Source organism: Pseudomonas sp. MWU16-30323, from assembly GCF_020515595.1.
GTDB classification, from domain to species: Bacteria; Pseudomonadota; Gammaproteobacteria; order Pseudomonadales; family Pseudomonadaceae; genus Aquipseudomonas; species Aquipseudomonas yamanorum.
This window is the reverse complement of sequence record NZ_JAIWYM010000006.1, coordinates 85,058-104,604: the sequence shown is the minus strand read 5'-3', so window position 1 is coordinate 104,604 and position 19,547 is coordinate 85,058. Positions and strand designations below refer to the sequence as shown.

Annotated in this window: 19 protein-coding genes; 15 read left to right on the top strand and 4 right to left on the bottom strand. The window is 56.6% G+C overall.

Annotated features, from left to right (window positions below):
* Positions 1-89: 89 nt before the first annotated feature.
* The 15 genes from LIY45_RS09860 (at position 90) to LIY45_RS09790 (ending at position 15,387) form a co-directional block, all read left to right on the top strand.
* Positions 90-1,361 (top strand): DUF6369 family protein, encoded by a 1,272-nt coding sequence (locus LIY45_RS09860; protein ID WP_346269015.1) that lies wholly within the window; start codon positions 90-92, stop codon positions 1,359-1,361.
* The gene (locus LIY45_RS09855; protein WP_226476177.1) at positions 1,358-2,818 is read left to right on the top strand and encodes an oligosaccharide flippase family protein; all 1,461 of its coding nucleotides are present in this window, start codon (positions 1,358-1,360) and stop codon (positions 2,816-2,818) included. The genes LIY45_RS09860 and LIY45_RS09855 overlap by 4 nt, the downstream gene beginning before the upstream one ends.
* Entirely contained in the window at positions 2,815-3,966 is a 1,152-nt protein-coding gene (locus LIY45_RS09850) for a polysaccharide pyruvyl transferase family protein (RefSeq protein WP_226476176.1), read from the top strand. Before LIY45_RS09855 ends, LIY45_RS09850 begins: the two co-directional genes overlap by 4 nt.
* Complete coding sequence (locus LIY45_RS09845; RefSeq protein WP_226476175.1) at positions 3,956-4,831, top strand: polysaccharide lyase; 876 nt, start codon at positions 3,956-3,958, stop codon at positions 4,829-4,831. The genes LIY45_RS09850 and LIY45_RS09845 overlap by 11 nt, the downstream gene beginning before the upstream one ends.
* Positions 4,832-5,374, top strand: coding sequence for an acyltransferase (locus LIY45_RS09840; RefSeq protein ID WP_226476174.1), 543 nt, complete (start codon positions 4,832-4,834; stop codon positions 5,372-5,374). It abuts the gene before it with no gap.
* A 53-nt stretch (positions 5,375-5,427) separates the two neighbouring features.
* Positions 5,428-6,390 carry a glycosyltransferase family 1 protein gene (locus LIY45_RS09835; RefSeq protein ID WP_260525289.1) on the top strand — a complete coding sequence of 321 codons (963 nt, stop codon included), beginning with the start codon at positions 5,428-5,430 and terminating at the stop codon, positions 6,388-6,390.
* A gap of 92 nt (positions 6,391-6,482) precedes the next feature.
* Complete coding sequence (locus LIY45_RS09830; RefSeq protein ID WP_017475061.1) at positions 6,483-6,881, top strand: polysaccharide biosynthesis protein; 399 nt, start codon at positions 6,483-6,485, stop codon at positions 6,879-6,881.
* Positions 6,882-7,358, top strand: a complete 477-nt coding sequence (locus tag LIY45_RS09825) for a glycosyltransferase (protein WP_226476172.1) — start codon at positions 6,882-6,884, stop codon at positions 7,356-7,358.
* A 54-nt stretch (positions 7,359-7,412) separates the two neighbouring features.
* Positions 7,413-8,840, top strand: coding sequence for a mannose-1-phosphate guanylyltransferase/mannose-6-phosphate isomerase (locus LIY45_RS09820; RefSeq protein ID WP_226476171.1), 1,428 nt, complete (start codon positions 7,413-7,415; stop codon positions 8,838-8,840).
* A gap of 12 nt (positions 8,841-8,852) precedes the next feature.
* Entirely contained in the window at positions 8,853-10,196 is a 1,344-nt protein-coding gene (locus tag LIY45_RS09815; protein ID WP_226476170.1) for a UDP-glucose/GDP-mannose dehydrogenase family protein, read from the top strand.
* Between the two features lie 179 nt (positions 10,197-10,375).
* Positions 10,376-10,663, top strand: a complete 288-nt coding sequence (locus tag LIY45_RS09810) for a hypothetical protein (RefSeq protein WP_017475065.1) — start codon at positions 10,376-10,378, stop codon at positions 10,661-10,663.
* A gap of 86 nt (positions 10,664-10,749) precedes the next feature.
* Entirely contained in the window at positions 10,750-11,862 is a 1,113-nt protein-coding gene (locus tag LIY45_RS09805) for a polysaccharide export protein (protein ID WP_152416316.1), read from the top strand.
* A gap of 14 nt (positions 11,863-11,876) precedes the next feature.
* Positions 11,877-12,536, top strand: coding sequence for a YjbF family lipoprotein (locus tag LIY45_RS09800; protein ID WP_346269012.1), 660 nt, complete (start codon positions 11,877-11,879; stop codon positions 12,534-12,536).
* On the top strand, positions 12,533-13,300 hold the full coding sequence (locus LIY45_RS09795; protein ID WP_226476169.1) for a capsule biosynthesis GfcC family protein: 768 nt from the start codon (positions 12,533-12,535) through the stop codon (positions 13,298-13,300). Before LIY45_RS09800 ends, LIY45_RS09795 begins: the two co-directional genes overlap by 4 nt.
* On the top strand, positions 13,297-15,387 hold the full coding sequence (locus LIY45_RS09790; protein ID WP_226476168.1) for a YjbH domain-containing protein: 2,091 nt from the start codon (positions 13,297-13,299) through the stop codon (positions 15,385-15,387). The genes LIY45_RS09795 and LIY45_RS09790 overlap by 4 nt, the downstream gene beginning before the upstream one ends.
* Positions 15,388-15,666: 279 nt before the next feature.
* Here LIY45_RS09790 and LIY45_RS09785 read toward each other — a convergent pair whose 3' ends face one another.
* The 4 genes from LIY45_RS09785 to LIY45_RS09770 form a co-directional block, all read right to left on the bottom strand.
* Positions 15,667-17,061, bottom strand: coding sequence for an undecaprenyl-phosphate glucose phosphotransferase (locus LIY45_RS09785; protein WP_026077666.1), 1,395 nt, complete (start codon positions 17,059-17,061; stop codon positions 15,667-15,669).
* Positions 17,062-17,281: 220 nt separating this feature from the next.
* A complete protein-coding gene (locus tag LIY45_RS09780) occupies positions 17,282-17,971 on the bottom strand; it encodes a winged helix-turn-helix domain-containing protein (RefSeq protein WP_226476167.1) in 690 nt (229 codons plus the stop codon).
* A 32-nt stretch (positions 17,972-18,003) separates the two neighbouring features.
* On the bottom strand, positions 18,004-18,759 hold the full coding sequence (locus tag LIY45_RS09775) for an EAL domain-containing protein (protein ID WP_226476166.1): 756 nt from the start codon (positions 18,757-18,759) through the stop codon (positions 18,004-18,006).
* The gene (locus LIY45_RS09770; protein ID WP_017475074.1) at positions 18,752-19,480 is read right to left on the bottom strand and encodes a winged helix-turn-helix domain-containing protein; all 729 of its coding nucleotides are present in this window, start codon (positions 19,478-19,480) and stop codon (positions 18,752-18,754) included. The genes LIY45_RS09775 and LIY45_RS09770 overlap by 8 nt, the downstream gene beginning before the upstream one ends.
* Between the last annotated feature and the right edge of the window lie 67 nt (positions 19,481-19,547).

Below are 19,547 nucleotides of genomic sequence, written 5' to 3'. Positions count from 1 at the left end.
CAGGATAGCGGTCACGTTCTCAGGAAATGAACGAAAAATCCTGGGGCGGTAGCGTGCCAAATTCAAATCAGCATAAAGAATACCCAGCCATGTTTTACCTGTTATCCCTTATCGCGCTGTCAGCGGGTTTGCTCGCGGCGAAAAATCCAAAATACTCAATTGTAGTGTTTGGGATAATGCTGGCTGTTATTCCCACGGGTAACTCCTACAGCGAAATAATCTCGCTCAAAGGCATCTACTTCTTTGACTTTTACATCGTCGGTGGGCTGGGTGCACTGCTGGTCAGGCAGGTGGTTTCTCAGAAGAATCAACTGACAGCGCCAGGCGGCCTGCTGTTTGGCTGTGGACTGTATGTGGTGTTACTGGCGTGCGGCCTTCTGGAGTCTTCCAACAAGTACCTGTTGAAGGATGTGCGGCCTTTCATAATGATCCTGTCATTTATCGTGCTCTCGAACATCGCGACCCTTGCCGCGAAAGCCCTGAAGCTGCAAACCGTGCTTTTGCTATTGATCGCGATGACGGCATTCAATGTGCTGGATATCGCGTGGTTGCGGTTGGGCTTGTACAAGTTTCAAGACGTCTACTATGAAGAAAACGCCTATCGGTACCTGGATGGCGGTACGTACGCCGCCGTGGCCTATCTGATTTATTACTTCATCGACCCACGGCTGTTTGAACAGCGAAAAAAGCTCGCCAGAATTTGCCTGGCCACCTCATTCATCTGTCTGTTTATCGCCAATTCGCGCTTCATCTTCGTGTCGGTGTTTGCGGCGATCATCATTCACCAATACACAAAGCCGGCCCGCATGATCGGGGTCGCCCTGGCCGGGGCCGTTGTACTGATGGCGTTTATTGGCGTCAGCAACATGATCGGCGCTGACCGAATCAATGACGGTTTGTCGTCCGAGGGCATGGCCGCTCAACTGGGCACTCGCTTCAGCCCCGCACTGGAGCTGATCCGCGGCATGAACCCGCTGCATTACTTTGTCGGATTGGGCGCGGGAACGCCGTTCGAAATTCCCTGGTTTGAATATCGTGGCCTCGATGACAAGAACTCGAATATCGACAGTGCCTACTTAACGTATTTCGTTAAGTACGGGCTGATCGGTTTGTACCTGTTGTACGTGTTCATTACCTCGATTACCCAACGCATGAACAGCCGGGTGGCGGTCTCGATCGCTGTGTTTTTGGGGGTGATGTTCGTCGTGTCGGCCACGCCTTATCAGCCGTACGCCATCGGGATCGCTTATGGCGCCATCGTCCTGCGCGTCTGTGCTGAGCACACGGCCAGGCAACGCAAAAAGCTGCTTAAGCCGGACCTGCCGCTGATAACCATGCCCTTACAGGTGAAAGCCGGATGAACAGCACAGTGTTGAAAAAATTCGTCTCCAGTACGGCCTGGAGCTTCATCTCCGCCGTCGCCACCAAAGTGTCAGTGGTGATCACTGGCATCCTGGTGGCCCGGGTATTGGGCGCCCAATCCTTTGGTGAATACGGCCTGATCCAAAGCGCGATTGTGATGCTTGCCAACGTCGCCGCCCAAGCCACCACCACGGCAACGGCCAAGCATATCGGGCAGTTCAAGGAGATCTGCCCCGAGAAAACCGGCCGGGGTATTGCCCTGACGCTGATGTTTTCGGTGTTTTTCAGTGGGATGATCATCGGGACAGCGCTGTTTTTTCCGCACTTCTTCTCCAGCGTTATCTTGGGCGCAGACCGCCTGAGCGCGGCGTCGCTGATTGTACTGAGCACCATCACGTTGATTATTTTGTCGGGGTGGACCCAAGGCTGTCTGACCGGGTGGGGGCAATACCGGTCGATTGCGACGATCAACGGAATCATCGCGATGGTCGCGATCCCGGCGACGTATTTCCTGACCATCAAGTTCCGGCTCAACGGTGCGTTGTTGGGATTGGCCGGTTCCCAATTGCTGATCGTGTTCTTCAGCGCACTGGCCTGCTGGAAAATACTCAAGGCCCGAAACACCACGCTGAGCTTCAAAGGCGCCATGACTGAAAAGCATGCCGTGCTGTCGGTGGGCCTGCCGGTATTGCTGACGGGCTTGATGGTCGCCCCGATGAACTGGTTCGCCAACAAGTTATTGGCGGAAACCACCAACGGCCTTGCCGCGTTGGGCATGTACGCCGCTGCCATGCAATGGAACGCGATCTTTTCCCATGTTTCCGTGGTGTTGGGCTCTGTACTGGTACCGATGCTGGCCGCCGCGCTGGGCGGTAAAAACCGCAAGCTGGATGCCTTGAACTTTCTGTCGGGCTGGCTGGTGGTGTTGGTGATCATACAGCCGGTGATCATGTTTCCTGAGTTGCTGGCCAAACTCTATGGCAGCAGTTTCCTCGGGCGGGATTTTGAAGTGACGTTGGTCCTGGTGATTCTGGGGTCTCTGCTCAGTGCATTTAAGTCCGGTATTTCAAGAAAGATGATCGTGATGGACCTGGCCTGGTTCAGCGTCATGAGTAACGTTCTATGGGGCCTGCTGTTTATCGCCGGTGCGCTATGGCTCAGGGAGGAGGGCGCAATCGGGATTGCCAAGGCCTTTATTGGTTCGCAGTTCATCCACTTCCTGTTAGGGCTTCCTTATTTTGTTTATAAGAAAATACTGCCTTTGGAACTGCTTATATCTCCCAGGATTTTGATCCTCTGGACATTGCCTTTTATCAGTTTCATAGCCAGCGCCTACGTTGAAAGTGTGCTGTATCGATTGATGATTATGGCGACGATATTTATCTACATTCTCGCAACAACGGTTGCCTTGAATGCCGTGTTTAATGACCCCGTGGAAAATGGAAGCCCAGCATGAATGTCAGTAAAGTTTATATCCGGGGTGCATACGGTCCGGGTAACTTGGGTGATGACGTATTAATGCTATGCGTGATCAATATTCTGAAAAAACGCTTTAAAGAGTCGGATATTGCGGTGGGTGTCGATCATCCGCAGATCGCCAGGAACTTTAATCCGCGCATCAAGTGGCTGCATATCAAGGAGCCGGTCAAGGCTGACCTGGTGGTGTTGGGCGGCGGCGGCCAGTTCTTCTCGTTCATCCCGCCGGCCAAGGAAGTCACCGCTCCTACCGGTCGATTGGCGAAGGCCTATAAGAGCATCAAGGCTCAAACCGACCTGAAGTCCACGCTGTTACGCCTGTATGTCGGGCTGCGTGGCGGTGTCGACAAGATCTATTTCCACCGGCGTCTGGCGGCGTTCTGTATCGGCCTGGGCCCGTTTGATGGCGGCGGCAAGTTGCTGACCCGCGCCGTCAGCGTGATCAATCGCTGTGACTACATTTCCGTGCGGGACGGCACCAGCCAGCAGCATTGCAATACCTTTGGAAAGAAAGACGTGGAGGTGTACACCGACCCCAGCCTGCTTTCCGATCTGTGGATCTCCAGCAAAGACCTGGAAATAGGCAGCCTCAAGAAGGGCAAATACCTGTCCTTTATCCTGCGCGACTGGCCCCACGACGCGAACGGGCAACAGTTTATCAAGGCGATGGTCCAGGCCGCTGATGAGTTGGCCAAACGTGGCGAGCAGGTGCGCCTGGTCTCGCTCTACAAAGAGCGTGACCAGCACCTGATCGACAAGTACGACACCTTCGAGTGGTTGTGCTGGGACGCCGCCGGCGATACCCCTGAAACCTTCATGGCGAAGCTGATCGTTGAGTCCGACGTGATCATCAGCGCACGGGCCCACGGCGTACTCCTGCCGGCTTCCCTGGGTTTCCCCACCATCGCCGTTGAAATCGAAAACAAGCTGAAAAAAGTCCATGAAATGCTGCCGCACGGCACGAAGCTGGTCAGCGTCCCGGACCCCGACGTGATCATCACGACCATCAGCGAATTCCGCCAATCGAAAGCGCAAATGGCCGAGCACCTCAAGCAAGAAATCGCCCAGCGATCTTCCCTTGCGCAAAAAGCGGTGGACGACTTTTTGAAATGGGTCGATGGAAAATAAAGTGGAGGGGGCAATCGACGTGAAAAAGACAGCCTCGACGCTACTCGCTTTGGCGTTCGCTCTGCAGGTGGCCGCGAGCGGTGCATCGCAGATCAGCGACCGCTGCGAGCAACGCATCAAGAACATCTATCCGTCACTTCCTGACGTGTCGCAGGTGCTCGACGGTGCTCAGGCGCAGAACAGCATCAAGGGCCGCGCCAATTTAACCAACAAAAGCTACAGCCAGAAAATCAAGGACATCGTCGTGTATTTTCCTGCCGGCTCGTACGACCCGGGCTCGATGGTTCGGCTCGGATTGCCCTACGGTGGAATCGAATTCAAATCCCCGCTCCCGCAACCGGGCAGGGAGTGCCTGGTGCTGACGTACGAGTTGAAGTTCGACAACAATTTCAATTTTGTAAAAGGCGGCAAGCTCCCTGGCCTCTACGGCGGCATCGGCAATACCGGCGGGAAAATACCCAACGGCCATGACGGCTTTTCCACGCGCTACATCTGGAAAGAGAAGGGGGCCGGTGCCATCTACGCCTATTTGCCCACCAGCAAAACCTGGGGCACGGCAGTCGGCCTGGGGTCCTGGATCTTTACGGTCGGGCAGTGGCACAGGTTGGAGCAACTGGTGAAGTTGAATACGCCGGGGCAGGCCGACGGTGTGATTTCCATCTGGTACGACAAAAAGCTGGTGCATTCCGAAGCCGGGCTGACGTTTAGAGACACCCCGGACATCACCATCGATGGCCTGCTGTTTTCTACGTTCTTTGGTGGGAATAACCCGTCGTTCGCCACGCCGGTCAGCACCAATATCCGCTTCAGGAATTTTGTGATGAGCTCCCAGCGCGTGACTGATGCATCAGGGCAGGGTGACTAAGTGAAAAACCTGAAACTGAATATCAAGAAGGCCGCTGTTGCGCTGTTTAATTCGCTGCTCAGCCTGGCGTTGTTTTTCAACCTGAGGCGTTCACTGCTCAGGCTGACCGGATGCCAGGTGGGCGCGAAAACCACGGTTCACCGCAAGGTGGTTTTTTTCACCTTCGGCAACTTCTCCATCGGGAAAAACTGCACGGTCAATTACGACTGCTACCTGGACAACCGGGCCGGTATCCAGATTGGGGATAACGTCAATATTTCCCATAACGCCCGGATTTATACCCTGGGTCACGATATCGATGACCCCATGAGTGGCCTGGTGGGCAAGCCCGTGGTGATTGAAGACAACGCCTGGATCTTTCCCAATGTGATGGTGATGCCAGGCGTCACCATCGGAAAAGGCGCCGTGGTTTATCCAGGCAGTGTGGTCACGCGCAACGTTGAAGCGTACTCGATTGTGGGCGGCAACCCGGCCAGACATCTTCGCTTCAGGAATAAAAATATTCAGTACAACGCCGACTTTCCGATTTGGTTTGCCGTGTAAGTACCTCACTGGCTCCACCCTTATTCAGGCAGGATTCTGACGTGAAATCATTAATGATCGCGTGGATTGGCTATCAACGACGCGCCGATACCATGAAGCAATATTGGGCCTATGACATTCTGCACTTGCCCAACCAGTTCAAGCAGAAATCGGCGCGGCCACTGGACTACTTGATCAAGTCGTTTAAAACCATCAAGACGCTGTTGGCCGGTTCGCCGGAAGTGCTGTGGGTGCAGTTGCCACCGAGTCCGGTATTGCATATAGCGCTGGCCTACAAGTTTATATTCAACCGGCGCTTGAAGATTATCGCTGACGCCCACAACAGCTTGTTGCGCAAACAGTGGATAGGCTTTCCGGGCACTGTGTCCCTGTTGAATAGAATCGACGCAGTGGTCGTGCATAACTTTAAAGTCAAAGAAGAATTGGCAGGCCTTGGCGTCAAGGAAACCAATATCTTTATCCTGGAAGACTTGCCGTGTGACTTCCCGGCGGCGCCCGCCACTGAGCGCGAGAGGCCCTATGTGCTGTTTCCGTGCTCCTTTGATATCGATGAGCCCATAGAGGTCGTGATCAACGCCGCCCGGGCAATGCCGGAAGTCGACTTCCTGATCACCGGCAAGCATCAGGGGAAGCTGTCTGAAGAACTCGTTGCGGCACTTCCCGCGAACATCAAGCTGACCGGTTTCCTCAGCAAAGCGACGTTCGAACAGTTGCTGTGCAACGCGAATGTGGTGCTCGGCCTGACCACCCGCGACAACGTCCAGTTGAGCGTGGCCAACGAAGCGGTCAGCGCCGGCCGGCCGATGGCGCTCTCGAATACCACGGTACTGCGCTCGCTGTTTTCCGAAGCCGCAGTGTTCGTGGACACCCTGAACCCGCTGTCCATAAAGGCCGGCGTCGCGCAGCTCATCGCCAATCAAGACATCTATAAAGAGAAATCAGCCTTGCTCAAAGCCAAGCGAATAGCCCGCTGGAAAGGCCAGGCCCAACAGTTAAGAACTGCCGCCACTATTTAATGATGTCTATTACACCTGACAGGAAGGGAACCGTCATGACTCAATCAAGTGATGTTTTATTGATTTGTTCTGGAGGTGGGCACTGGGTACAAATGAGCAAGTTGCTGCCGGCCTTCGACGGTCAGAAAGTTACCATCGCCACCGTTGATATCAGCATTGGCTCGCAGTATCCCGCCCACGCGTTTGCGCAAGTCCCGGACTTTAATCGCAGTGAGCCGATGAAGATCATCAAGGGCTTTTGCCAGATCTTCGCGATCGTCTACCGCAGCAAGGCCAGGTACGTGATCTCCACCGGCGCCGCTCCGGGGTTGCTGGGATTGGTCGCGGGAAAACTCATGGGGAAAAAGACCCTGTGGATCGACAGTATCGCCAACCCCAAGAAACTCTCGTTGTCCGGCCGCATCGCTGTTTATTTTGTCGATGAGTTGCTGACCCAGTGGCCCACACTTTCGCAAAACAGCCGGGCCCAATATAAAGGGAGGATTGTGTAAATGATATTTTGCAGCGTTGGCACTCAAGCACCCTTTGAACGAATGCTCGGCTACTTGCATGAGTGGAGTCATGCAAACCCTGAGGTCCCGATTGTCGCCCAAGTGGGCAATCAGGAACACGACCTGGGCCGCATTACGGCGCACAAGACCATTGCCGAGCCGCTGTTTTCCAAGAACTTCAATGCGTCAAAGGTGATCGTTTCCCATGCGGGCATGGGCAATATCATTCGCTCCCTTGAACTGGGCAAACCCATTGTTATCGTCCCGCGCGACAGCCGACGGGGTGAACACATCAATAATCACCAGTACGACACCGCTGAGAACTTTTCAGATATTCCGTCGGTGTTTATCGCCCACGATAAGGACGGCTTCTTTTCGGCGATTGATTCGGCACTTAACTACAGCAGTTCGGAAAGTCCATTGGACTTTACCGAAAGAGACCGTTTGATCAGTTATGTGAAGTCATTCACGTCCTGAGTTTCGGCTGTTTGTCGACACGCTCCCATTACGTTTAATCATCGAGTAATCGCTATGATCCCAGTGATATTGTCTGGCGGCTCAGGCACGCGCCTGTGGCCGCTTTCTAGAGCACTTAAGCCAAAGCAGTTTATAGCGCTGCACGGTGACTTGAGTTTGTTTCAAGCCACGCTGGACCGCATCAAGCACCTGTCGATAGAGGGCGAGAACGTCAGCCCTCCGATCATTGTGTGTAACGAAGAACACCGTTTCATCGTGGCCGAGCAAAGTCGATCGCTGGACCTGATACCCCAGAAAATCCTCCTGGAACCCACGGCCCGGAATACCGCCCCGGCGATCGCTGCGGCGACGCTGTCAGCCCTGCAAGACGGCGATGATCCGATCCTGCTGGTGTTGGCGGCAGACCATGTGATCGGTGATACCAGCGCCTTTAATGCGGCCTTGACGTTGGCCACGGTGGAGGTCAACAAGGGCAAGATCGTTACCTTTGGGGTGGTGCCTACCAAACCGGAAACCGGCTATGGCTACATCCGTACTCAAACCGCTGCCCTCGATGGCGCGGCGCATGTCGAGGCCTTTGTCGAAAAGCCCGACCTTGAGACCGCACAAAGCTACCTGGCCCAAGGCAACTACTTCTGGAACAGCGGCATGTTCATGTTCCGCGCCTCCGTGATGAAGGCTGAGCTGGAGCGCTTGAGCCCGGAGATCGTGGTGGCCGCGGAACTGTCCCTCTCCAATGCTACCCACGACCAGGATTTCACCCGGCTCAACCAGGTGGATTTCGTGAACGCGCCCAACGTGTCGATTGACTACGCGGTGATGGAAAAAACCGACATCGCGTCGGTGGTCATCCTCAATTCCCCGTGGAGCGACCTGGGGGCCTGGGACTCGGTCTGGGAAGCGGGCCTCAAGGACCAGAACCAGAACTGCACCCAGGGCGACGTGCTGCTGCAAGACGTGACCAACAGCTATGTGCATGCCAGCCACCGCCTGGTCACCGTTGCCGGGATCAATGATGTGGTGGTGGTCGAGACCGCCGACGCGATCCTGGTGACCACCAAGGATCATGCGCAAGACGTCAAGAAAATCGTCGCGCAGCTCACTGAAAAGCACCGGATCGAGAGCGCCAGCCACCGCGAAGTCTATCGGCCGTGGGGCAAATATGACTCGGTGGACCAGGGCTATCGCTACCAGGTGAAGCGGATCACGGTCAAGCCGGGGCACAAGCTGTCGGTGCAGCTCCACCACCATCGGGCCGAGCACTGGATCGTGGTGTCCGGCACCGCGAATGTGCAGATCGCCGACAAGCAGGTGCTGCTCACCGAAAACCAATCCACCTACATCCCCATTGGCGTTGTGCACTCCCTGGAAAACCCGGGACGCATTCCCCTGGAGCTGATTGAAGTGCAGTCCGGCTCCTACCTGGGCGAAGACGACATCATCCGCTTTGAAGACCGCTATGGCCGCCTCGAGCTTGTTTAAAGGACTATTGAAATGAACGTAACTGTATTTGGAATCGGCTATGTGGGCCTGGTGCAAGCGGCGGTGCTGGCCGATGCGGGGCATGAAGTCTGTTGTGTCGACATCGACGCCACCAAAGTCGAGAACCTCAAGAGCGGGATCATTCCGATCTTTGAGCCCGGGCTGAGTGCCCTTGTGCAGAAGAACCATGATGCCGGGCGCTTGCAGTTCACCACTGACGCTGCGCAAGGCGTGCGGCATGGTGAGGTGCAATTCATCGCCGTGGGCACGCCGCCGGATGACGATGGCAGCGCCGACATCAAGTACGTGCTCTCCGTTGCCGCGACCATCGCGCTCAACATGACCGAGCCGAAGATTATCGTGAACAAGTCCACGGTGCCGGTGGGGACGGCGGATAAAGTCCAGGCCAAGGTGTCCGAGGTGTTGGCGTCCCGGGGGCTGGAGGTGGCGTTTCAGGTGATCTCGAACCCCGAGTTCCTGAAGGAAGGTTCGGCCGTCGCCGACTGCACTCGCCCTGACCGAATCATCATCGGCAGTGACAGCAGCTATGCCGTGGAGCGCATGCGGGAACTGTATGAACCGTTCAACCGCAACCACGAAAAAATCATCACGATGGACATCCGCAGTGCCGAGCTGACCAAGTACGCGGCCAACTGCCTGCTGGCCACGAAGATTTCCTTCATGAATGAAATGGCCAACTTCGCCGAACGATTGGGCGCAGACATTGAGGCCGTTCGTAAAGGTATTGGCTCGGACCCTCGGATTGGCTACGACTTTATCTACCCCGGCTGCGGTTACGGCGGCTCGTGTTTCCCGAAAGATGTACAGGCCCTGGAGCGCACCGCGTCGTCGATCGGCTATCAGGCAACGCTGCTGTCGGCCGTCGAGGAAGTTAACAAGCGCCAGAAGCAGCACCTGTTCGGGCATATCCACCATCACTTCGGTGGGCAACTGGAGGGCAAGACCTTTGCAATCTGGGGCCTGGCCTTCAAGCCCAATACCGACGACATGCGTGAAGCCTCCAGCCGCGTGCTGATCGAACAATTGCGCAGCGTGGGCGCCAGGGTTCAAGCCTTCGACCCGGAAGCAATGGCCGAAACCCAGCGCATTTACGGCATGAACGAAGACCTGCTGCTCATGGGGACCAAGGAAGCTGCGCTGCAAGGTGCCGATGCGTTGGTGATTGTGACGGAGTGGCGTGAGTTCAAAGCCCCGGACCTGGACTTGATTAAAGAAAAACTGAGCACGCCAGTGATCTTTGATGGCCGCAATATATTTGATCCGCAGCGGATGAAAGCCAATGGCTTTGACTATTACGGTATTGGTCGCGGGTTATCAGTACGGCCAGTCGTTTAAACCTGACGATTATTAACATGGGTGGTTTGAGCTATCCACAAGTGAGATGATTTCGAGGGGCTAAGTGCGTGATCCAACAGGATCTTTGTACAGTTTGCATAGCCTGTTTATCTCCGTTCCATCACTACGCCCTTATGTGCAAAGTTTGATAAGGGGTAAATATCGAGAAGGAGTCTGATATGAGGAAATTACTGTTGGCCGGCTTGCTGGCTTTCACAAGTACTGCGGCACTGGCGGCGGGTGAAGTCGCCGGCGCTGCGGTGAGCGAGGCGGCCAGCACCGGCGGCGAGTCACTGTCGTTGAGCACCCCGCTCGTGGGCGGCGTGACGCTCGGTGAAGGGGTAGGCGTCGGCACGGCCGTTGTCGGCGCTGCGGCAGCCGCTTCCAATTCGGGCGGCAGTTCCAATGGCGGTACTGCCGGCACCGGCGGCACCACCGGCACAGGCGGTACCACGGGTACCAACTAATAACCCGCAATGTGTGTTGTTCAAGATCACCCGGAACTTTCTGGGTGATCTTATTTAGACTCGCCCTCGACTAGCGTAGTGCCATTATGATTCGTAGGTTACCTGTTCTTTTGCTGGCAAGTATCAGCTTGCACGGCTGTATGTTTTCGCCTGGTCAACACATGGACACCCGTCAAATGTCCAGTGAGGGCTCGCCCGAAAGTACCCGGGTGGAGTTGATTCCGATCACGCCTAAATTGATCGCCATGGATGCCGCCACGCACGTTCGCGAATCACTGCCTTCGGAATTATTGTCTTATGTCCCGGGTGGCTATCGTGTAGGCGCCAATGACCTGTTGTTTATCACGGTCTGGGATCACCCCGAGTTGACGGCACCGTCCGGGCCGCAACAGCAGATCGACGCCAACGGTCGCTTGGTGCGCCCCGACGGCACGCTGTTTTATCCGTATATCGGCAACGTCCCGGTGGCCGGTAAAACCATCGAAGAGCTGCGCGCCTTTATCGCCGGGCGACTGTCGCAATTTATTGAAAGCCCTCAGGTCGACGTCAGCGTCCTGCGGTTTGCCAGCCAGACCGTGGTGGTGAGCGGTGCGGTGATCAAAGCCGGCCAACAGCCGATCACCACCACGCCCTTGAGTGCGGTGGAGGCCATCGGCGCTGCGGGTGTAGACCCGACGAATGCCGACCTGTCGGGCCTGACACTGACGCGCGACGGCCGTGAGTACAGGCTGGACCTGGACAGCCTGAATCGCCAGGGCTCGCAACTGCAGGGCATTTACCTCAAGGGCGGCGATCGGCTGTATCTGCCCTATAACGACCAGAAACGTGTGTACCTCATGGGCGAAGTCAATCAGCCCCGGGCCCTGAGTTTCAAGGGCAAGTCGATCAACCTGACCGATGCCCTGGGCACGGTGGGTGGCTTGAACCAGACCACCTCCAATGGCAACGCGGTCTACGTGATTCGTGGCGTGGACAACCTGGAAGCAGAACCCGCCAAGGTGTTCCAGCTCGATGCCCAATCACCGTCCGCGCTGGTGCTGGCCACCCGGTTCGACTTGCAGCCCCAAGACATCGTGTACGTCGGGCCGGCTGGCGTGACGCGCTGGAACCGCCTGATCAGCCAACTGCTGCCAACCGCCAGTGCCGTCGGGATCGGTGCCCGATCGTTTAATGACCTCAGTGAAGCCAACAGCAGATAAGGCTCAAGCCCTCCGTGAACATTTTGCCTACCTGCGCCTGCCTGTCGATGGCGCTCTTGTTGAGCGGCTGTAACCCGTTGATGAGGGCGTCCTGGTACACCCTCGAAACCTCCGTCAGCGGCCCGGCCCCCCTCCACGTGACCCGTGCCCAGGTCGACGCCGTGCCGTACCCGCAGATCCTGGTCACCACCGCTGTCAGCGAGGGGGTGATGGCCAGGGCACGGCGCCGGGGCGACCTGGAGTTCTGGGTCGCTTCCGGCAAGCAAGTGGTGATGATGCGTGACGGCCTGGTGGTACGCACCGTCGGGCTAGGCGTCTCCCTGGACGGCACTCGCTTCAGTGGCGAGTCACCGTTCAAGCGCGGCCTCCAGCACCTGCCCGATGGCTACACCAGCACACGCTGGATCGACGTCTACGACGGCAACCGGATCGGCGTCGCGGTCAACAGCCGTTTCAGCCCCCGCGACGTCGAGACCCTTCGCATTCTGGACAAGGATCATGCCGTGCTGCGCATCGACGAGCAGGTGGAGGTTCCCACCTTGGATTTCCGCGCCACCAACCATTATTGGGTCGACCCGCAGGATGGTTTCATCCTGCGCAGCGAGCAGCATCTGACGCCCCGGTTGTCCCTGAAAATCCTGCAGCTACGCCCTGATCGGGAGGCTGCCCGGTGAAGTCTCTGAATCTTCTATGGCTGGGCCTGTTGTTGATCGGCCCCGGAGCGAGCCAGGCAGCCGTCACGGTCAGTGGCGATGCACGCAGCCCTGGCGCCTATGCCGTCAAACCGGGGGCGCGCTTGCTGGACGTGATTCGCGTGGCCCAACCGAATGCCGAAAGCTACTGGTTGGGTGCCGCGTGGCTGCACCAGTCATTGATGGCGCCGCAGGCGCGTTTGAAGGCCGGGGTTTTGTTCGATTTGAAACTGCTGCAACGGGGAGCCTTGCTGGACGACCGGCCCACCCGAGCGGACTTGAGTGCGCGTCTGTATCGGCAGGTCGAGCAGTTGCCGGTCACTGGCCGCCAGGTGGCGGTGCTGGACCCGATCGCCGTGGAGGCAGGGTTCGCGCGCAACGCGTTGCTCGATGACGGTGACCAGCTGGTTTACCCCGAAAGGCCGTCTACCGTGGAAGTACTCGGGGCCGTCGCGCAGCCCTGTGAGGTGCCGTACCGCGCCATGCAAGAGGTCGGGGAATATGTTCGCGACTGCACCATCCTCGACGACGCCGAGCGCGATGACCTGTGGCTGATCCAGCCCGACGGTCAGGTACGACGGGTGGGCGTGGCGGTGTGGAATCGGGAGGACGGCATTGTGGCTGCTCCCGGGAGCCGGATCCTGGTGCCGGTGCGCAGCGATGACCTTGAGACGCCGACCCCTGATCTCAACCAACAACTGGCCGAGTTTTTTGCCACTCAACCGTTGGCTGAGGTGAACCCTTGAATTTACGTTTTGCTGCTGTATTGCTTTTGCCCTGCGGACTGGTTCACGGAGAACCCCGTTACACCCAAAATGATTTCGGCGGCGTGGGCCTGCTCCAGACCCCCACCGCACGCATGGCCCCGGCGGGAGAGTTGAGCGCCAACGCCAACCGCACCGATCCCTACTCGCGCTACAGTTTTTCCTTGCAGCCGTTTGACTGGCTGGAGGGTTCGTTTCGTTACACCGCCATCAGCAACCGCAGGTACGGCGCCGAGGCGTTGAGCGCAAGTCAGAGCTTCAAAGACAAGGCCATCGACTTCAAGGCACGGCTCTGGGAAGAAAGCCACTGGGCGCCCCAACTGGCCTTCGGCGCCCGGGACATCGGGGGTACCGGGTTGTTTTCCAGCGAATATTTCGTCGCCAACAAGCGTTATGGCAACCTGGATTTCAGCCTCGGTATCGCCTGGGGCTACCTGGGTAATCGGGGGGATTTCGGTAACCCGCTGTCAGTGTTCGGCAGCAAGTTCAACGACCGGCCGAAGAGCACGGCGGTCGTCGCCAGGGCAGGGGATGTGAACTCCAACGCCTACTTCAGGGGGCGTCCTTCGTTGTTTGGCGGGATCGCCTATCAAACGCCCTGGGAACCCCTGAGCCTGAAACTCGAGTACGAGGGCAACGACTACAAGCACGAGCCGTTGGACAACCCGATCAAACAGGATTCGCCGGTCAATATCGGCGTGGTCTACAAGCTGGCCGACAGCGTCGATCTGAGCGCAGCCTGGGAGCGCGGGAATACCGCGATGTTCGGCATCACCCTGCACACCAACTTTGTCAGCCGCAAGGCGCCGGTCAAGACCTACGATCCTCCCGCCGAACCGTTGCCGGCGCGCATGCCGACGACCCCGGCCGACCAGGTTGACTGGGCCAACGTGTCCGATCGTTTGCAGCAGAATGCCGGCTACAAAGTGGAGCGTATTGCCCAACGCGGTTCCGAGCTGATGGTGTATGGCGAGCAACAACGCTACTTCTATTCAGCCAAGGCCGTGGGGCGCGCCAGTCGGATTCTCGACAACAGCGTCAATCAGGATATCGATTGGTTCACCCTGGTGAACAAGCGCTATGACATGCCCATCGAAGAAACCAGCGTGCCTCGCGACACGTTCCGCGCGGTGGTCAACAACGATCAGCCGTTGAAGGACCTGCACCGTACCACCGAGGTCAACCCGGCGATTGCCCATCGGGAAACCACGCTCTACACCGGCACCCGCCAGCCGTTCAACTACGGGCTCGGCCTGGGGTACAAACAGAACATCGGCGGCCCCAACGGGCTGCTCTATCAGTTCACTGCCGACGCCGATGCGCAATACCGGTTTACCCGCAACACCTGGTGGAGCGGCTTGGTCAGCGCCAACCTGCTGAACAACTACGACAAGTTCACCTACGACGCGCCAAGCGGGTTGCCGCGGGTGCGCACCGACCTGCGCCAATACATGACGACGTCCGATGTGACGATGCCGACGTTCCAGTTCAACCATGCGGCGCGGCTGGATCGGGACCTGTATGGCATGGTCTACGGCGGTTACCTGGAGTCCATGTACGCCGGGGTTGGCAGCGAGGTGCTGTTCCGGCCGGCGGGCAAACACTGGTCGGTGGGCGCAGACCTGAACTTCGTGCGCCAGCGTGATTTCAATCAGGGCTTCGGCCTGCGGGACTACCAGACCATCACCGGGCATGTCACCAGCTACACCGAGCTGCCCTACGACACACTCGCGGCCGTCAGTGTGGGGCGTTACCTGGCCCGGGACTGGGGCACCACGGTCGACATCTCGCGGCAGTTCAAGAACGGCGTGAAATTTGGTGGCTGGGTCACGCTGACCACGGCCTCAAAGGAAGAATATGGTGAAGGCAGCTTCGACAAGGGCATCTATATTTCCGTCCCGTTCGATGAGCTGATGAGTACCTCGACCATGCGTCGCGCCAACGTCGTATGGGCCCCGCTGACCCGTGATGGCGGCGCCCGCCTGAACCGCGCGTACTCACTGCAAACCATGACCGACGGGCGTGACAGCGAGCTGTTCTACAACAACTTCGAGAAGATCACTGAGTGATGTAGCGGCGTCTGCCGACGAGGTAACTCACTGCCCGGTGCTCATGCGCCGGGCGGTGAGCAAGCCGCAACAGTAAAGCGCCAGGTGCAATGCCGGCGCGCGACACGTCCCTGACTTTCCTCTCTGACTTTTATACGAATGGCTTGGGCCTGGGGCCCAGGCGCTTCTGTGGGCGTTAGCTACGCGCCGGGCGGGGGTGATGAGGGGACGGGGAGGATAACGCCCCTAAGGGCGGGTGGTGCCCGCGCCGCCGGTATGGCGGTGCGGGGAAGGGAGGGGTCAGTAGATGTCTTTGGAGAGCAGGGTAAACGGCGTCTTGAACAGGATCTTGATGTCCAGCCACAGCGACCAGTTGTTGATGTAGCGCAGGTCGATATCGACCCGTTGCTGCATCTTTTCCAGGGTCTCGGTTTCGCCCCGGCAGCCGTTGACTTGTGCCAGGCCGGTGATACCGGGCTTGATGCGATGCCGCGCCATGTACGCGCGAATCTTGCCCGAGTAATAGTCATTGTGGGCCACGGCATGGGGGCGTGGGCCCACCAGCGCCATATGCCCTTGCAGCACGTTGAACAGCTGCGGCAGTTCGTCGATGGAGGTACGGCGGATAAAGCGCCCCACCGGGGTTATGCGTGAGTCGTTGCGGCTGGCCTGGCGCACCTCGCGGTCGTCATGCACACGCATCGAGCGGAACTTCCAGACCTTGATCACTTCGCCATTCCAGCCGTGACGGTCCTGCTTGAAAATCACCGGGCCGGGGGAGGTGAGCTTGATCAGCAGGGCGAACAGCAGCAGCAAAGGGCTGAGCAGCACGATCGCCACCAGCGCCAGGCTCTTGTCCAGCAGTGACTTGCTCAGCGCCGCCGTGGGGCGGCTGGTCAGCGGGCTCTCATTGAGGAAGATCGCGGGTAGGCCGTCTACCTCGGCCACGCTGTGATTGAGCAGCAGCATATTGTTGAGGTCGGGCACCCAAATCACGTCCACGCTGATCTCCAGCAGGTTGAGGTACAGCGCCTCGATGTGCGTGGCTTCCTGGAGGGAGTGAGTGATGTACAGGCGGCGTATGCCGTGTTGTCGGATCAATGAGGGAAGGTCGGGCAAGTCGCCGAGAATCTGCGGTTGAGTGCTGTCTTGAGGTGAAGCGGGGCCGGGACCGACGAGGCCGACTAAGGGTGAGCGTTTTTGTCTGGCAAGCGTATTGGCCAAGTCGGTTGCTAGTTTACCCGTGCCAATAATCAGTGATTTCTGGCGCTCGTGAAGTTGCCGATGGTAGTACCTGGACAGACTGTGAATCGGAATGTAGCAGAGTGCTAGTATTGGGTAGCTGACGGCTGCCCAGAGTAGCAGGATCTCCAAGGGAAACAGCGAGCTGGCATTACAGGCAATGCCAACCGCCGATAATATGCCCAAGGTCAATAACCAGCCGGTAAATAATCGTCCCAGTCCTACAAAAAAATCATCTTTTTTGCTATAGACGTCACATAACATGTAAGCGGGGATAGAGGCCAGTATTGTAATGGCCGCCAATATCCGGTAGTGGGATTCCAATTGTCCGGTCTTGAACAGTACCAGTGAAAACAAAAGTACAACGACCACACTCAAGGCAATTGCCCACTGCCCCCAAAAGGTCAAGCCCTTGGGTGTAAGGTTACGATGCATTCTTCTGTTGTTAAGCATACTTCTGCTCCCTGTGGTATCCACTCACGTACTGGCAGGTTAAAGCGAGGCGTGGTTTTAATGACTATCAAATGGCAGGCGCACGCGTAGGCGTGCGTATTGATAGTAATGAATGGCAGGGAGCAATGGCTGACGACTTATAACGCGGTCATGTTGTTATAAAATGGCAGATATAACGAGGTTTTAATAGGCAGGGTGAATTGTAATTTTTATGAAATAATTATTGTTCGGCGACGTTGTTGCGGTTGCTCAACGGGCTTTTTATTTTTTGTGTGAGGCAATAACCGCGATTGCGTACCGCCCGGAACAGACGCTCGCCATCGTTGACGCGTTTGAACTTGTCCTGCAGCCGGCTAAGGCACATTTCAAGCCCGCGATAAAGGTCGGGTTCGCGCCCAATGTTGCGAATAAGTTCTTCCTTGCTCACCACGCGTTCTTCATGGTGCAGCATCTTTTTAATCAGCGCCGACTCAATGGTGGTCAAGGAAATTCGTAGCCCGCCTTTGACCAGTGCTCGGTCTTGCTGGGTGAGCAGCCAGACATCGGGAGTGCGTAATACGGGTGTTGCATTAACAGTTTCGGTTGGCGTGTTATTAGGGGTCGGGTGTGGGGTGTCTGATTTTAGTGCAGTGATGTTCGGGTTTTTTGAGGCATCGTAAAGTTTTCGGGTCAGGCGATTGCTGGCCTCGTACAGTCTTTTCGCGGCCACATAGTTGCTGAGCCAGAGATTAAAGTTCTGCTCACTGGTAACGGCATAGGAACTGGTCGAAGCGTCCGATGTTTTTTCTGCCGTTTCGATCAGCGGTCCGCTGTCGACGTCGTAATGTAAAAATGCCACATTCGGCGTGAAGTCCTGCAGTGCGATTGACGGGTACGTCGATGTAAATGTGTGTTTCTTGAGAGAACTCATGGCATTCACCGATTCCAGGAAAGTACGGGGGTTCATAAACTATCAGCAGGGGAGAAGTAGGGGCCCTGAAAATAGTCAAAAGGCAAGCGTCTGGCGAGAAGTGCGCTGTCGGCGTGCTCGACGTTTTCGGCGATGAACGAGACCCGGGAGGTGCTCATCACCCCCAGCATCTGGTCGTAAAGCCGGTCGAACAGGCCCGAACGGGTGTTCAGACTGAGCCTGAGGGCCGAGTCTGGAAAAGGCATTTTTATATAGTCATAAAGACTCAAGTCAGTCAGCAGGTCAGCTTTTTTTGTATCGAGTGTGTAATTGTTATAGGCAAGTTTCAGGCTGCTTCGGTCTTTCAGGCTATAGAGTTGGCGGATCATATTTCGACGCTCCACCGGGCCCGGCAGAGTATCCAGCGTGTTTTCGACGCTGACGATGAGTTGTTGTTTGTGTTTTTCCAAGGTATTGGAAGTGCTGACAATTTCCTTGAGCAGGTCCTCATTCATCAATAATGACTGCTCGATTCGGAGAAACTTATGGAGGCCCGAACGTTTGTCCACACGCAAACGTTTTGCTGGTTGAACGACCGAACTCGGTTTGGTGTATTGCAGGGCTTCACTGTAGGCGACTTTAAGTTGTTCAGAATAAAAGGCGCACGTATCAGCGGGCAGGTTGTCAAGAACATGCTCGGCATGGACCCGGATCTCGCTGCCCCATAACGCACAACTTCGTTCAAGTATCGCTTGTCGTGAAAATGTAAACTCGACAGAGTCCGCAAGCAATAGAGTTCCGCTATTCACGGTTCGGCCGCTCCCTGACGGGTTGAATATGATTAACCGAAGCCAGCCCTCTGCTCAGTTTGTAGCCGTAACCCCGGATGCTTTGAATAATATTACTTCCATAGTGCGATTTTATTTTGCCGCGCAAACGGCTGATTGATTTTTCGAGCGCCCTGGAATCATAAAATCGGGCGTTAAGCCCCATCACCACGGCAATTTCATCGTGGCTGAGCAGCCGGTTATGAATGAGTGCTTCAAGCACTTTCATTTCAACGAAGGAAATTTCGAGTTTTTTGCCTCCCCCGTAGATGCACATGCGGTCCTGATCAAGTAGCAAATCAGTATTACTTAGCCAGTACGTCTCGCTGAGGAACGCGGCAAACAGGGCAAGTTTTTTCTCGGGCGAGCTCTCGACGACCTTTATGCAGTAGTCGGCGCCTGCGAGATAGTATTTGGTTTTGCTTAGTGTCGTGGCGAAGGTGACAACCAGGAAAATCGTGCTGCCAGGATTTTCGGATCTGGTTTTTTTAATAATGTCCAGCGTTTGGGTGCTGGCGGAGGGGGTGTCGATCTCTATGATGATGGCACGGTAATGTCCATGGCTTTCACAGGGACCAATTAGTTGGCCGTAGGAGCGTGTATCGACTTTTAGATTTTTCGGTACAGTCCGAACTATAAGCTCGCTGAAGTCCTCGGATTTCGATGGGGTCCGTGCAATAGCGAGGACGTTGGAAAAATGCATCACGTTGCTCCCTTTTCCGGCATGCGAGGCCGTCAATTCAATCGCTGCAGGCGTTTAGATGTTAATC

What these genes read in the sequence shown, in the direction of transcription:
- LIY45_RS09825 (WP_226476172.1), top strand. Translation starts at nt 6,882, where the DNA reads ATGATATTTTGCAGCGTTGGCACTCAAGCACCCTTTGAACGAATGCTC.
- LIY45_RS09780 (WP_226476167.1), bottom strand. Translation starts at nt 17,971, where the DNA reads ATGAGTTCTCTCAAGAAACACACATTTACATCGACGTACCCGTCAATC.
- LIY45_RS09850 (WP_226476176.1), top strand. Translation starts at nt 2,815, where the DNA reads ATGAATGTCAGTAAAGTTTATATCCGGGGTGCATACGGTCCGGGTAAC.
- LIY45_RS09810 (WP_017475065.1), top strand. Translation starts at nt 10,376, where the DNA reads ATGAGGAAATTACTGTTGGCCGGCTTGCTGGCTTTCACAAGTACTGCG.
- LIY45_RS09835 (WP_260525289.1), top strand. Translation starts at nt 5,428, where the DNA reads ATGATCGCGTGGATTGGCTATCAACGACGCGCCGATACCATGAAGCAA.
- LIY45_RS09845 (WP_226476175.1), top strand. Translation starts at nt 3,956, where the DNA reads ATGGAAAATAAAGTGGAGGGGGCAATCGACGTGAAAAAGACAGCCTCG.
- LIY45_RS09805 (WP_152416316.1), top strand. Translation starts at nt 10,750, where the DNA reads ATGATTCGTAGGTTACCTGTTCTTTTGCTGGCAAGTATCAGCTTGCAC.
- LIY45_RS09820 (WP_226476171.1), top strand. Translation starts at nt 7,413, where the DNA reads ATGATCCCAGTGATATTGTCTGGCGGCTCAGGCACGCGCCTGTGGCCG.
- LIY45_RS09830 (WP_017475061.1), top strand. Translation starts at nt 6,483, where the DNA reads ATGAGCAAGTTGCTGCCGGCCTTCGACGGTCAGAAAGTTACCATCGCC.
- LIY45_RS09770 (WP_017475074.1), bottom strand. Translation starts at nt 19,480, where the DNA reads ATGCATTTTTCCAACGTCCTCGCTATTGCACGGACCCCATCGAAATCC.
- LIY45_RS09860 (WP_346269015.1), top strand. Translation starts at nt 90, where the DNA reads ATGTTTTACCTGTTATCCCTTATCGCGCTGTCAGCGGGTTTGCTCGCG.
- LIY45_RS09855 (WP_226476177.1), top strand. Translation starts at nt 1,358, where the DNA reads ATGAACAGCACAGTGTTGAAAAAATTCGTCTCCAGTACGGCCTGGAGC.
- LIY45_RS09815 (WP_226476170.1), top strand. Translation starts at nt 8,853, where the DNA reads ATGAACGTAACTGTATTTGGAATCGGCTATGTGGGCCTGGTGCAAGCG.
- LIY45_RS09785 (WP_026077666.1), bottom strand. Translation starts at nt 17,061, where the DNA reads ATGCTTAACAACAGAAGAATGCATCGTAACCTTACACCCAAGGGCTTG.